The sequence below is a fragment of the Pseudomonas sp. SW-3 genome (assembly GCF_016615645.1).
In the GTDB taxonomy this organism is placed as follows: Bacteria; Pseudomonadota; Gammaproteobacteria; order Pseudomonadales; family Pseudomonadaceae; genus Aquipseudomonas; species Aquipseudomonas mandelii.
This window is the reverse complement of sequence record NZ_CP067098.1, coordinates 67,956-81,350: the sequence shown is the minus strand read 5'-3', so window position 1 is coordinate 81,350 and position 13,395 is coordinate 67,956. Positions and strand designations below refer to the sequence as shown.

Genomic DNA, 13,395 nt, shown 5'->3' with positions numbered 1-13,395 from the left:
CCGCTCTATTGCGCAACCAAGGAACCGGTCGGGGCAGCGCGCCCCGGCCTGCCCAGCCCATCTGTTTGCAGGAGACACGCCATGAGCGCCGTCATCGATGACCATGGTCATGCCGATCACGCCCACGGTCCCGCCAAAGGCCTGATGCGTTGGGTGCTGACCACCAACCACAAGGACATCGGCACGCTGTACCTGTGGTTTGCGTTTTCCATGTTCCTGTTGGGTGGCTCGTTCGCGATGGTGATTCGCGCCGAGCTGTTCCAGCCGGGACTGCAAATCGTCCAGCCGGAATTCTTCAACCAGATGACGACCATGCATGGTCTGGTCATGGTGTTCGGCGCGGTGATGCCGGCGTTCGTCGGCCTCGCCAACTGGATGATCCCGTTGATGATCGGCGCGCCCGACATGGCCCTGCCACGGATGAACAACTTCAGCTTCTGGCTGTTGCCGGCGGCTTTCATCCTGCTGGTGTCGACCCTGTTCACCCCCGGTGGCGGACCGAACTTCGGCTGGACGTTCTACGCCCCGCTGTCGACGACCTATGCACCGGAAAGCGTGACGTTCTTCATCTTCGCCATCCACTTGATGGGGATCAGTTCGATCATGGGTGCGATCAACGTGATTGCCACCATCCTCAACCTGCGCGCCCCCGGCATGACGTTGATGAAGATGCCGCTGTTCGTCTGGACGTGGCTGATCACCGCTTTCCTGCTGATCGCGGTGATGCCGGTGCTGGCCGGGTGCGTGACGATGATGCTGATGGACATCCACTTCGGCACCAGCTTCTTCAGTGCCGCCGGTGGCGGGGACCCGGTGTTGTTCCAGCATGTGTTCTGGTTCTTCGGTCACCCCGAGGTGTACATCATGATCCTGCCGGCCTTCGGTGCCGTCAGCTCGATCATCCCGACCTTCTCGCGCAAGCCGCTGTTTGGCTACACCTCGATGGTCTACGCCACGGCGAGCATCGCGTTCCTGTCGTTCATCGTCTGGGCGCACCACATGTTCGTGGTCGGCATTCCGCTGGTGGGCGAGTTGTTCTTCATGTACGCCACACTGCTGATCGCGGTGCCAACCGGGGTGAAAGTGTTCAACTGGGCCAGCACCATGTGGCAAGGCTCGCTGACCTTCGAGACACCGATGCTGTTCGCGGTGGCGTTCGTGATCCTGTTCTCCATCGGCGGCTTCTCCGGGCTGATGCTTGCCATTGCCCCGGCGGACTTCCAGTACCAGGACACCTACTTCGTGGTCGCGCATTTCCACTATGTATTGGTGCCGGGGGCGATCTTCGGGATCTTCGCGTCGGCCTACTATTGGTTGCCGAAATGGACCGGCCACATGTACGACGAAACCCTCGGCAAGCTGCATTTCTGGCTCTCGTTCATCGGCATGAACATGGCGTTCTTCCCGATGCACTTCGTGGGCCTGGCGGGCATGCCGCGGCGGATTCCGGACTACAACCTGCAATTCGCCGACTTCAACATGGTGTCGTCGATTGGTGCGTTCATGTTCGGCGCCACGCAGATCTTCTTCCTGTTCATCGTAATCAAGACCATCCGCGGCGGCCCGCCAGCACCCGCCAAACCGTGGGATGGCGCGGAAGGCCTGGAGTGGAGCATTCCGTCACCAGCGCCGTATCACACCTTCACTACGCCGCCGGAAGTGAAATGAACACACAAACCTATGTGGGAGCGAGCCTGCTCGCGAAGAACGATGACGCGGTCTGCCTGTTAAACCGCGGTGTTTGCTTCGCGAGCAGGCTCGCTCCCACAGGGTTCGGCGAAGAGGTTGGAAACCATGGCTGACTCGATTTCGATGAAGAAGCTGGTCACCCGCCTGCTGCTAGTGGTGGTGGCGATGTTTATCTTCGGGTTTGCCCTGGTGCCGATCTATGACGTGATGTGCAAGGCATTCGGCATCAATGGCAAGACCGCCGGGCAGTACGAGGGCGAGCAGACGGTCGACACTTCGCGGCAGGTGCGTGTGCAGTTCCTGTCGACCAATTCCGCCGACATGTCCTGGGATTTCTATCCCAAAAGTGACGAACTGACGGCCAACCCGGGGGCAGTGAACGAGATGATTTTTATCGCGCACAACCCGACCGACAAACCGATGAGCGCCCAGGCAGTGCCGAGCATCGCACCCAGCAACGCGGCAGCGTACTTCCACAAGACCGAATGTTTCTGCTTTACCCAGCAAGTGCTGCAGCCCGGTCAACGGATCGAGATGCCGGTACGTTTCATCGTTGACCGCGACATGCCCAAGGAAGTGAAGCACCTGACGCTGTCCTACACGCTGTTCGATATCACCGCCCGACATCCACCGGTAGCTGTAAACACTGGCGGCTGAGCGTGCCCGATAAGGAGAACAATAAATGGCAACTCATGAACACTATTACGTACCGGCCCAGAGCAAATGGCCGATCATCGCCACCGTCGGCATGTTCGTCACCGTGTTCGGCCTGGCCACCTGGTTCAACGACCTGAAAGCTGCGCGGCCGGAATCCCACGGCCCGCTGATCTTTTTCGTCGGCGGCCTGCTGTTGGCTTACATGCTGTTCGGCTGGTTCGGCACGGTAATCAAGGAAAGTCGCAGCGGGTTGTACAGCGCCCAGATGGACCGCTCGTTCCGCTGGGGCATGAGCTGGTTCATCTTTTCGGAGGTGATGTTCTTCATCGCCTTCTTCGGTGCACTGTTTTATGTGCGGCATGTGTCCGGTCCGGCGCTCGGCGGTGAAGGCGCGAAAGGCCTGGCGCACATGCTGTGGCCGAACTTCGAGTTCGTCTGGCCGCTGTTGAATAACCCGGATCCGAAACTCTTCCCGGCACCCAAGGACGTTATCAGCCCCTGGGGCCTGCCGCTGCTCAATACCGTATTGCTCGTGAGTTCCAGCGTCACCGTGACCATCGCCCACCACGCTTTGAAAAAGGGCCATCGCGGTGCGCTGAAAATCTGGCTGGCGATCACTGTCTTGCTCGGCTGTGCGTTCCTCGGTTTTCAGGCCGAAGAATATATCCACGCCTATCGCGAACTGGGCCTGACCCTGGGTTCCGGCATCTACGGCGCGACGTTCTTCATGCTCACCGGGTTCCACGGCGCCCACGTGACCATCGGCACCATCATTCTGTTTGTGATGCTGATGCGGATCATGCGCGGACACTTCGATAACGAGCACCAGTTCGCGTTTGAAGCGGCGAGTTGGTATTGGCACTTCGTGGACGTGGTGTGGATCGGGCTGTTCGTTTTCGTCTACGTGCTCTGAGGCTTTACCAAGGCGCACTAGAAACCAACTGGCCGCTGAAAAAACCCCAGGCAATCAAGCCGACGGTGATAGCGGCCAGGGCAACACGAACACTCAAGGCAATGACGAGGCGGTTCGAGCTGCTGTCGTCCTTGACCAGAAAAAACAGGCCGCTGAACAGGCTGACAACCGTGGCAATCAGCATCAGGACGATGGCTGCTTTGAGCATGGTGGGACTCCGGGGGAAAGGCGATGCACTTGAGTATAGCTATCGCAACCAGCGACTTTCTGGCGACGCCATGAAGCGCTTCCGGCCGGGCATCGTGCCGACCCTGGTGGTCGCACTTCTATTGCCCATGCTGGTGTCACTGGGGTTCTGGCAATTGAGCCGGGGCGCGGAGAAAAGCGCGCTGCTGCACAGCTACGCCGAGCGCCGCACGGCTGAACCGATGGCCAGCACCGAGCTGCTACACACCGACGATCCAGCCTTTCGCCGGGTTCAAATTCACGGCCAGTTCGATGCCGCACACAGCCTGCTGCTGGATAACCGCCAGCGCGACGGCAAGGTCGGCGTCGAACTGCTGCAACCGTTTCAGGACCAGGCGACCGGGCTCTGGTTGCTGGTCAATCGCGGCTGGCTGCCGTGGCCGGATCGGCGTACCCCGCCGCAGTTCACGACACCGACTCAGGCCCTGAGCCTGGATGCCTGGGTCTACGTCTCCCCCGGCGCCACCTTCCAATTGCACGCCGACCCGAGCACCGCCACCTGGCCACAACTGATCACTGCCGTCGAACCCGCCAAGCTGTGGACGGCGCTCGACCGTGACGGTTTTGCCTATGAATTACGCGCAGAAGCCGGCCCCGCGTCCTACCAGGCCGATTGGCCGGTAGTGGCCATGGGGCCGGAAAAACATATCGCTTATGCCGTGCAGTGGTTCGCCATGTCGATCGCCCTGTTCGGCCTTTATCTCTATCTCGGTTGGCACAACGCAAAGGAGAAACACCATGGGAGCGGCCATGAATCCACCCAGCATGTCTGAGGCGAAAACGCCGGCGAGTCGGCGCAAGGGCCGGTTGCAGTTATTGCTGATCCTGCTGGGGGTGATCGGTCCGATGATCCTCGCCACGGGCATGTACAAGTTGCAGTTCTGGGTGCCGGAAGGCCGCAGTTATCACGGCGAGCTGATCGGCAACGGCCAGACCCGCGCCGACCTTGGCGTGCAAGCGCAGGAGGACCGTTGGCAATTACTGGTCACGGCGCCCAAGGAGTGTTCGGTGGACTGCCAGCAGCTGGTTTATCTGGCGCGGCAGATCCAGATCGGCCTCGGTCGCGATGCCGGGCGTGCCAGTCACGCCCTGGCCGCGGCCCAACCGTTGGCGGCCGATTACGACGCCAAGCTGACCCGCGAATACCCGCAACTGCAACGCTACCCAATGGACCTGACCACTTTCACCAAAACAGCGGGAGGCAAAACCGCACCGCAACTGTGGATCATCGACCCGCACGGCAATCTGGTGCTGCGCTACGACCCGACGGTGAAGGGTAAGGACCTGCTCAACGACCTGCGTCATTTGCTGAAACTGTCGAACATCGGATAAGGGCATCGTCATGGCCAAACCTGGATTTCGCCTCGCGCTGTTTGCCACCTTGCTGGCACTGATTGTGGTGTTGCTCGGCGCCTACACCCGCCTGACCCACGCCGGCCTCGGCTGCCCGGACTGGCCGGGTTGCTACGGCTTTATCAGCGTGCCGAAAAGCGAAGCCCAACTGGCCCATGCCGAATTGCATTTTCCCGATGCACCCGTCGAAGCCCACAAAGGCTGGAACGAGATGGTCCACCGCTATTTCGCCGGCACCCTCGGGTTGTTGATTTCAGTGCTGGCCGGTCGCGCCTGGGTGCATCGTCGTCATCCGGGGCAACCGGTGAAGCTGCCGCTGTTTCTGCTGGTGGTTGTCATCGCCCAAGCGGCATTCGGCATGTGGACGGTGACGCTCAAGCTCTGGCCGCAGGTGGTGACCGGGCATTTGCTCGGCGGTTTTGCGACCTTGAGCCTGCTTTTTTTGCTGACCTTGCGCCTGTCCGGCGTACTGCCGGCGCTGACCGTGCCACGGCGTTTGCAGCACTGGGCGACGGCCGGGTTGCTGCTGGTAATCCTGCAAATCGCCCTCGGGGGCTGGGTCAGTTCCAACTATGCAGCCGTGGCTTGCATCGACTTCCCGACCTGCCATGGGCAATGGCTGCCACCAGCCGATTTCGCCAACGGTTTTCACCTGACCCAACACATCGGCCCCAATTACCTGGGCGGGCAACTGGACAGTGATGCCCGCACAGCGATCCATCTGACTCACCGCATCGGCGCGTTGCTGGTGACGCTCGTGCTGCTGGGGCTGGCCTGGCAACTGAAAGTGGTTGGCATGACGCGCTTGGCCGGAATGGTGCTGATCGCCCTTGCGGCCCAAATCACCCTCGGCATCAGCAACGTCTTGTTCCACCTGCCGCTGCCGGTCGCGGTCGCGCATAACGCGGGGGGTGCAGCGCTGTTGCTCACGATGGTGCTGGTCAATTATCACGCGCGAACCAGCCTGGTTCGGGTCAAACAGCAAAACCTTGCACGCTGGCGGTTCAGCCCGCGTAAACACTCAGCCGGGCCCATAACAATAAAAGGAGAGATGCCATGGCGACTCTGATCGGCGAACGTCACAGTCAGGCGATCTGGCGTGACTACCTGGAGCTGACCAAGCCGAAAGTGGTGGTGCTGATGCTCATCACCTCGCTGGTCGGCATGTTCCTCGCGACCCGCGCCGGGGTGCCGTGGACGGTGCTGGTGTTCGGCAACCTGGGGATCGCGTTGTGTGCCGGGGGTGCGGCGGCGGTGAATCATGTGGTGGACCGGCGTATCGATGCAGTGATGGCGCGTACCCACAAACGTCCCTTGGCTGAAGGGCGCGTTTCACCTGCGGCGGCGCTGACATTTGCCCTGGTATTGGCGGTGCTTGGGCAAGCCGTGCTGCTGGCCTTCACCAATGCGCTGACGGCATGGCTGACCCTCGCGTCCCTGCTCGGTTATGCGGTGATCTATACCGGTTTCCTGAAGCGCGCGACGCCGCAGAACATCGTTATCGGTGGCCTGGCCGGCGCTGCCCCGCCGTTGCTCGGCTGGACCGCTGCCACCGGTCATGTCAGCGCCGAACCCTTGTTGCTGGTGTTGATCATTTTCGCCTGGACCCCGCCTCACTTCTGGGCCCTGGCCATTCACCGCAAAGAGGAATATGCCAAGGCCAACATCCCGATGTTGCCGGTGACCCATGGCGAGCATTACACCAAGGTCCACATCCTGCTTTATACCTTCGCGCTGCTGGCGGTCAGCCTGATGCCCTACGTGATCCACATGAGCGGCATGCTTTACCTGATTTGCGCCCTGGGACTGGGCGCAAGGTTTCTGCAATGGGCCGTGGTGCTGTACCGTGGCACTCGGCCGCACGCGGCGATCAACACCTTCAAGTACTCTATCTACTACTTGTTCCTGCTGTTTATCGCGCTGCTCGTAGACCACTACTTACTGTTGAACCTATGACTCGAACTCAGAAAACCGTCTTTATCCTCGTCGCCCTGATCGCGCTGGTTCTGGGCCTGACCATCAACAAAGTGCTGTCCGGAAAAGGCCAGGGCGATCCGACGGCATTGATCGATGCCGGGATCATTTTGCTACCGCAAAGCCGCAACCTGCCAAACGTGACGATGACCGATCAGGACGGCAAGCCGGTGATGGTCAACGAGCTGAAAGACAAATGGTCACTGCTGTTCTTCGGCTACACCTTCTGCCCGGACATCTGCCCGACCACCCTCGCCCAGCTGCGCCAGATCAAAAGTGAACTGCCGCCAGAGGCTGTGGCGAAGTTGCAGATCATCCTGGTCAGCGTCGACCCGAACCGCGACACGCCCAAGCAGCTCAAGCAGTACCTGGGCTACTTCGATCCGCAGTTCACAGGCCTGACGCCTTCGTCGATTGAAGACATTCAGAAACTGGCCAATGCGGTGAGCATTCCGTTCATTCCGGCAGACACCAGCAAGCCGAATTACACGGTTGATCACAGCGGCAACCTTGCGGTGATCGGGCCGGACGGGACACAGCGTGGGTTCATTCGTGCACCGCTGAATAACGCCAAGTTGGTGGTGCAGTTGCCGGTGATGCTCAACCGCAAATAAACACCACGCCCCCTGTAGGAGCCAGGCTTGCCGGCGAAAGCGCCCGTGAGATCGCCGTCGCCGGCAAGCCTGGCTCCTACAGGGGACGGTGTTTCAGGCATAAAAAAATGGCGCGCATTCGATGCGCCCCATTTTTTTGTTAACGACTCAGATCAGAACGCCGGCAATACCGCGCCTTTGTACTTCTCGAGGATAAAGGCCTTCACTTCCGGGCTGTGCAGCGCAGCAACCAGTTTCTTCATGTCTTCGCTGTCCTTGTTGTCCGGGCGGGCTACAAGGATGTTCACGTAAGGCGAGTCGTTGCCTTCGATGACCAGCGCATCCTTGGACGGATCGAGCTTGGCTTCCAGCGCGTAGTTGGTGTTGATCAGCGCCAGGTCGACCTGGGTCAGCACGCGCGGGATGGTCGCGGCTTCCAGCTCACGGAATTTCAGGTCCTTGGTGTTCTCGGTGATGTCCTTGACCGTCGACAGGATGTTGTTCGAATCCTTCAACTTGATCAGGCCGGCCTTGGCCAGCAGCAACAGCGCGCGACCGCCGTTGGTGGCGTCGTTCGGGATCACCACGTTGGCGCCGCCTGGCAGTTCGGTCAGGGCCTTGTACTTGCTGGAGTAAGCGCCCAGCGGTTCCAGGTGTACGCCAGCAACGGCGACCAGGTCGGTGCCCTTGGCCTTGTTGAACTCATCGAGGTACGGCTGGTGCTGGAAGAAGTTGGCGTCCAGGCGTTTTTCGGCAACCTGCACGTTCGGCTGGATGTAGTCGGTGAAGACTTTGACCTTCAGGTCCACGCCGTCTTTGGCCAGGGCCGGTTTGACGAATTCGAGGATTTCCGCGTGCGGCACCGGGGTGGCTGCAACGGTCAGAGTGTCAGCGTGAGCGGAAAACGCTGCAACGGCTGCGAACGCGACGAGTAGTTTTTTCATTCAGCTAACTCCTTGTGGGTACCCGCTTGCGGCGCCTGGATTTGGCGCCTGCCAGCGAATGGCCGGCTCATGTCATGTTTACGAGAACTGTTTATTTTCTGGAGAAATGGACGACCAGTTTGTCACCAACCATTTGCAGAACCTGCACCAGCACCAGCAACAGCACCACGGTGACGATCATCACATCGGTCTGGAAACGCTGATAACCAAAACGGATCGCCAGGTCGCCCAACCCACCGGCACCGACCACACCGGCCATCGCCGTGTAGGACACCAGTGTAATAGCCGTCACCGTAATCGCCGCGTAAATGCCCGGGCGGGCTTCTGGCAGTAGGGCGTTGATGATGATCTGCCGGGTCGTCGCACCCATGGCCTGGGTGGCTTCGATGATGCCGCGATCCACTTCACGCAGGGCGGTTTCCACCAGTCGCCCGAAGAACGGCGTGGCACCCACTACCAGCGGCGGGATCGCACCGGCGACGCCGAGCGAGGTGCCGGTGATCAGCACGGTGAACGGGATCATCACGATCAGCAAAATGATGAACGGCAGCGAACGCAGGATGTTCACCACCAGCGACAGCACGGCGTATAGCGTTCTGGATTCCAGCAACTGACGCGGACTGCACAGGAACAACAACACGCCCAGCGGGAGGCCGAGCAACACGGTGAACAACAACGAACCGAAGAGCATCAGCAGGGTATCGCCGGTAGCCAGCCAGATTTCGAACCAGTCGATGTTGACGAAGAAACTTGTCAGGACTTCCATTAGCGCAGGACCTCCATGTGGACGTCAGCCGCGGTGAAGTGGGCGAACGCCGCCTCCATGTCGCCACCGGTAACAGCCAGGGTCAATTGCCCGTAAGGGACGTCTTTGATGCGGTCGATACGACCGGCCAGGATGCTGTAGTCCACGCCCGTTTCCCGAGCGACGGTCCCCAACAGTGGTGCGTAGGTCGCTTCGCCCTGGAAGGTCAGACGCACGATGCGGCCCGGCACATGGGAGAAGTCGTCACGCTGTTCGCTTTCATCGATCTGCTCGTCTTCTTGCACGAAACGTTTGGTGGTCGGGTGTTTCGGATGCAGGAACACCTGGGCCACCGAACCTTGCTCGACGATCACACCCGCGTCCATTACGGCGACCTGGTCGCAGACCCGGCGGATCACGTCCATCTCGTGGGTAATCAGGACGATGGTCAGTTTCAGCTCGCGATTGATCTCAGCCAGCAATTGCAGGACCGACGCCGTGGTCTGTGGGTCCAGGGCGCTGGTGGCTTCATCGCACAGCAGGATTTTCGGCTTGGTCGCCAGGGCGCGGGCAATGCCGACGCGCTGCTTCTGGCCGCCGGACAGCTGCGCCGGGTACTTTTTGGCGTGGTCAGACAGACCGACCCGCGCCAGCAACTCGGCGACACGCTGGTCAATCTCGCTGCGCGACAGTTCACCGGCCAGGGTCAGCGGCAGCGCGACGTTGTCGGCCACGGTCTTGGACGCCAGCAGGTTGAAGTGCTGGAAAATCATCCCGACCTGCTGGCGGAAGCGGCGCAGGTTGTTGGCGTCGAGCGCGGTGACTTCTTCACCGTCGACGAAGATCTTGCCGCCGCTGGACTCTTCCAGGCGATTGATCAGACGCAGCAGGGTACTTTTTCCCGCGCCGGAGTGACCGATCAGGCCGAAGACCTGACCGTTCTCAATCGTCAGACTGGTCGGGTGCAGGGCGGGAATATCCTTACCGGCGACGCGGTAGGTTTTGTGGACGTTTTGAAACTCGATCACGTAGCGAACCTTGTGGGGCGCGTTGGAAAAGGGTCAGCGGTTAGCCGGGCGCGCATTTTAGCCTGTCCGTATAGAGGTTATTAGCATTTATTCCGCATTCAACCTTCCATTTGGCAATAACGCGATCGAAGGTTAGAAAAAAGGAACGGCTAAAAAGCTTGCCAGTCACTAATAAGGCAACTCGAAAACGCCCCCGGTGCCGTGCCTGGGGAATGCATATAAGTCCTGGCTACGGGATCGCAACGAGGAGTTTACGACTGATGAGTACTAAAAAGCCTGCCGCACCTAAAAGCGCACTGGCCGGGACCGATACCCTGGACCGCGGCAACACCAATGCCAAGCTCGATAGCCTGGAAAAGTTTCGCTCCGACGCCACCGAACAAGCCCTGCGCACCAATCAGGGCGTGAAGGTTTCGGACAACCAGAACACGTTGAAGGTCGGCGCGCGCGGGCCGTCGTTGCTGGAAGACTTCATCATGCGTGAAAAAATCACGCATTTTGACCATGAGCGCATTCCAGAGCGCATCGTCCATGCACGGGGCACTGGCGCTCATGGTTTTTTCCAGACCTATGAAAACCATTCCGTACTGACCAAAGCCGGTTTCCTACAAGATCCCGGCAAGAAAACCCCGGTCTTCGTGCGCTTTTCCACGGTGCAGGGCCCGCGTGGGTCAGGCGATACCGTGCGGGACGTGCGAGGTTTCGCCGTGAAGTTCTTCACCGACGAAGGCAACTTCGACTTGGTGGGCAATAACATGCCGGTGTTTTTCATTCAGGATGCAATCAAGTTCCCTGACTTCGTGCACGCGGTGAAACCGGAGCCACACAACGAGATCCCTACCGGCGGCTCGGCTCACGACACCTTCTGGGATTTCGTCTCGCTGGTGCCAGAGTCGGCGCATATGGTGATCTGGGCCATGTCCGACCGGGCGATCCCGAAAAGCCTGCGCAGCATGCAGGGCTTTGGCGTACACACGTTCCGCTTGATCAATGCCGAAGGAAAATCACGCTTCGTCAAATTCCACTGGCGCCCTACCGCCGGTACTTGCTCACTGGTGTGGGATGAAGCGCAGAAGCTCGCCGGTAAAGACACCGATTACCACCGCCGCGATCTGTGGGAGTCGATCGAGATGGGCGACTACCCGGAATGGGAGTTGGGCGTGCAGGTCATCGAAGAAGAAAACGAACATAACTTCGACTTCGACATCCTCGACCCGACCAAACTGATCCCGGAAGAACTCGTGCCCATTACCCCGCTGGGCAAGATGGTGCTCAACCGCAACCCGGATAATTTCTTCGCCGAAACCGAGCAGGTTGCGTTCTGCCCGGGCCATATCGTGCCGGGCATCGACTTCTCTAATGATCCGCTGCTGCAAGGGCGGCTGTTTTCCTACACCGATACGCAGATCAGCCGACTCGGTGGGCCGAATTTTCACGAGATCCCGATCAACCGTCCCGTAGCACCCTTCCATAACGGCCAGCGGGATGCGCTGCATCGCACCACCATCGACAAGGGGCGCGCCTCCTACGAGCCGAATTCCATCGATGGCGGTTGGCCGAAAGAAACGCCGCCTGCCGCGCAGGACGGTGGATTCGAGACCTATCCGGAGCGCATCGACGCCAATAAGATTCGCCAGCGCAGCGAGTCGTTCGGCGATCACTTCTCCCAGGCGCGCCTGTTTTTCCACAGCATGAGCAAGCACGAGCAGGAACACATCATCTCGGCGTACAGCTTTGAGCTGGGCAAGGTTGAGCGTGAATTCATCCGTGCACGTCAGGTGAACGAGATCCTGGCCAATATCGATCTGGAACTGGCCAAACGGGTGGCGCAGAACCTTGGTTTGCCGGCGCCGAAGGCTGGCACCGTCGACGTGCGTAAAACTTCACCCGATCGCTCACCGGCCTTGAGCCAGGCCAACCTGCTGCCGGGGGATATCAAAACGCGGAAAGTGGCGATTCTGGCGGCCAACGGTGTCGATGGTGCTGCGATTGATGCGATGAAGAAGGCGCTGAAGGCAGAAGGTGCGCACGCCAAGCTGCTCGGCCCGACTTCCGCGCCAGTGACCACTGCCGATGGCAAGACACTGCCAGTGGACGCTTCAATGGAAGGCTTGCCTTCGGTGGCATTCGATGCGGTGTTCGTACCCGGTGGCGCGGCGTCGATCAAGGCGTTGAGTGGCGATGGCGTAGCGCTGCATTACCTGTTGGAAGCTTACAAACACTTGAAAGCGATTGCGCTGCATGGCGAGGCGAAGCAGTTGCTGGACGTGTTGAAACTTGAGGTGGATGCGGGGCTGGTCGTGGGTGCGGATGCCCAGTTGATCAAACCGTTCTTTGCCGCCATCGGGCAGCATCGGGTTTGGGATCGGGAGCCGAAGGCCAAGGCGATTCCGGCTTAAGGTTTTGTATCGTTAGGGAGGGCGCCTTCGCGAGCAGGCTAGCTCCCACAGGGTTTGGGTTTGATCATAGAAAATGTAATCAACCCCGATTCACTGTGAGAGCGAGCTTGCTCGCGACGCTTTCAGGGTTTACGCGGACTCAAGACGATCTGCGCCGGAACGTTGCGCAGGATCTGCTTCTGCAGATTCAGATCGAACTCCGAATCCAGCTTCTTCACCCGTTTAGTCAGCAACGTCGCCAACCATGGGTAATCCTGGGTACGCGGCGCCTGAATGCTGACATCGCACTGGTAATTCACCACATCGGCGGCAATCGCATCCAATTGACGGCGAAGTTTGCTCATATCCGTGAGGTTCAAGGCAATTGTGGTGCTCTCAGCCGTAGGATCAATGACTCTGGCCTGTGGCTTGGCCTCGGCAGCCATGAGCGCCGCTTCAGCCCTGTCCAGTTCAGCTTTACGGGCATTGACGATGGCGTTGTTGACCCCACCCGTCAGCGCCGGAGCCTTTGGCATTAATGCCCGGGCCCGGGCCAGCGCCGTAGCGGCCGCATTCACATCGCCCTTTTGCAGCACGATTTGGCTGCGACGCAGATAGGCTTCGGCCAATTGCCGCTGATATTGCACAAGGGACGGATCGTCTGGCGACTGGGCCTGCAAGGTCGCCAACTGGTCTTCGGCGGTGGCCAGCTCGCTGCTGGCCAGGTTTTGTTCCAGCTGCGCGATGGCCGTGGCCCGGGCATCGGTCGCCGCAGTGGTGGCCGATGGCGTGCTTTGGCAAGCGCCCAGTAGCAGCGAAAATGCGACAAGGAGCAGATAACGGGAGGCTGACAGCTTCATTCCTGCGACTCTCTA

The 13,395-nt window shown here is 59.9% G+C and carries 14 protein-coding genes; 9 read left to right on the top strand and 5 right to left on the bottom strand.

The features are described 5' to 3' along the window. The first annotated feature begins 81 nt into the window (after positions 1-81). The 3 genes from ctaD to JIO00_RS00375 all read left to right on the top strand — a co-directional run bounded on the left by ctaD (position 82) and on the right by JIO00_RS00375 (position 3,259). Positions 82-1,668: a cytochrome c oxidase subunit I gene (ctaD, locus tag JIO00_RS00385; protein ID WP_010465663.1), complete on the top strand. Its 1,587-nt coding sequence runs from the start codon at positions 82-84 to the stop codon at positions 1,666-1,668. Between the two features lie 126 nt (positions 1,669-1,794). Then, positions 1,795-2,346 carry a cytochrome c oxidase assembly protein gene (locus JIO00_RS00380; RefSeq protein ID WP_010465661.1) on the top strand — a complete coding sequence of 184 codons (552 nt, stop codon included), beginning with the start codon at positions 1,795-1,797 and terminating at the stop codon, positions 2,344-2,346. A gap of 25 nt (positions 2,347-2,371) precedes the next feature. Then, entirely contained in the window at positions 2,372-3,259 is an 888-nt protein-coding gene (locus JIO00_RS00375) for a cytochrome c oxidase subunit 3 (protein ID WP_010465659.1), read from the top strand. Positions 3,260-3,263: 4 nt separating this feature from the next. Here JIO00_RS00375 and JIO00_RS00370 read toward each other — a convergent pair whose 3' ends face one another. After that, entirely contained in the window at positions 3,264-3,467 is a 204-nt protein-coding gene (locus tag JIO00_RS00370) for a twin transmembrane helix small protein (RefSeq protein WP_010465658.1), read from the bottom strand. A 70-nt stretch (positions 3,468-3,537) separates the two neighbouring features. On the opposite strand from JIO00_RS00370, the gene JIO00_RS00365 reads away from it, so the two are divergent. From JIO00_RS00365 to JIO00_RS00345, 5 genes are read left to right on the top strand one after another with little or no spacing between them, the layout of a single operon-like run. Then, on the top strand, positions 3,538-4,278 hold the full coding sequence (locus JIO00_RS00365; RefSeq protein ID WP_083375340.1) for an SURF1 family protein: 741 nt from the start codon (positions 3,538-3,540) through the stop codon (positions 4,276-4,278). Next, positions 4,244-4,837 carry a hypothetical protein gene (locus JIO00_RS00360; protein ID WP_042932974.1) on the top strand — a complete coding sequence of 198 codons (594 nt, stop codon included), beginning with the start codon at positions 4,244-4,246 and terminating at the stop codon, positions 4,835-4,837. Before JIO00_RS00365 ends, JIO00_RS00360 begins: the two co-directional genes overlap by 35 nt. A gap of 10 nt (positions 4,838-4,847) precedes the next feature. Next, a complete protein-coding gene (locus JIO00_RS00355; protein ID WP_200667375.1) occupies positions 4,848-5,927 on the top strand; it encodes a COX15/CtaA family protein in 1,080 nt (359 codons plus the stop codon). Next, on the top strand, positions 5,915-6,814 hold the full coding sequence (gene cyoE, locus JIO00_RS00350) for a heme o synthase (protein WP_083375341.1): 900 nt from the start codon (positions 5,915-5,917) through the stop codon (positions 6,812-6,814). Before JIO00_RS00355 ends, cyoE begins: the two co-directional genes overlap by 13 nt. Beyond that, the gene (locus JIO00_RS00345; protein WP_154913660.1) at positions 6,811-7,446 is read left to right on the top strand and encodes an SCO family protein; all 636 of its coding nucleotides are present in this window, start codon (positions 6,811-6,813) and stop codon (positions 7,444-7,446) included. The genes cyoE and JIO00_RS00345 overlap by 4 nt, the downstream gene beginning before the upstream one ends. A gap of 152 nt (positions 7,447-7,598) precedes the next feature. On the opposite strand, the gene JIO00_RS00340 is transcribed toward JIO00_RS00345, so the two are convergent. The 3 genes from JIO00_RS00340 to JIO00_RS00330 form a co-directional block, all read right to left on the bottom strand. Continuing rightward, complete coding sequence (locus JIO00_RS00340; RefSeq protein WP_154502443.1) at positions 7,599-8,369, bottom strand: MetQ/NlpA family ABC transporter substrate-binding protein; 771 nt, start codon at positions 8,367-8,369, stop codon at positions 7,599-7,601. Between the two features lie 91 nt (positions 8,370-8,460). Further along, positions 8,461-9,135 carry a methionine ABC transporter permease gene (locus JIO00_RS00335; RefSeq protein WP_010465643.1) on the bottom strand — a complete coding sequence of 225 codons (675 nt, stop codon included), beginning with the start codon at positions 9,133-9,135 and terminating at the stop codon, positions 8,461-8,463. Then, positions 9,135-10,142 carry a methionine ABC transporter ATP-binding protein gene (locus tag JIO00_RS00330; RefSeq protein WP_200667374.1) on the bottom strand — a complete coding sequence of 336 codons (1,008 nt, stop codon included), beginning with the start codon at positions 10,140-10,142 and terminating at the stop codon, positions 9,135-9,137. The genes JIO00_RS00335 and JIO00_RS00330 overlap by 1 nt, the downstream gene beginning before the upstream one ends. Before the next feature lie 260 nt (positions 10,143-10,402). Here JIO00_RS00330 and katE point away from each other — a divergent pair, with 260 nt between their 5' ends. Continuing rightward, positions 10,403-12,541: a catalase HPII gene (katE, locus tag JIO00_RS00325; RefSeq protein ID WP_200667373.1), complete on the top strand. Its 2,139-nt coding sequence runs from the start codon at positions 10,403-10,405 to the stop codon at positions 12,539-12,541. 122 nt (positions 12,542-12,663) lie between these two features. On the opposite strand, the gene JIO00_RS00320 is transcribed toward katE, so the two are convergent. After that, complete coding sequence (locus JIO00_RS00320) at positions 12,664-13,380, bottom strand: PA5502 family lipoprotein (RefSeq protein ID WP_169858120.1); 717 nt, start codon at positions 13,378-13,380, stop codon at positions 12,664-12,666. Between the last annotated feature and the right edge of the window lie 15 nt (positions 13,381-13,395).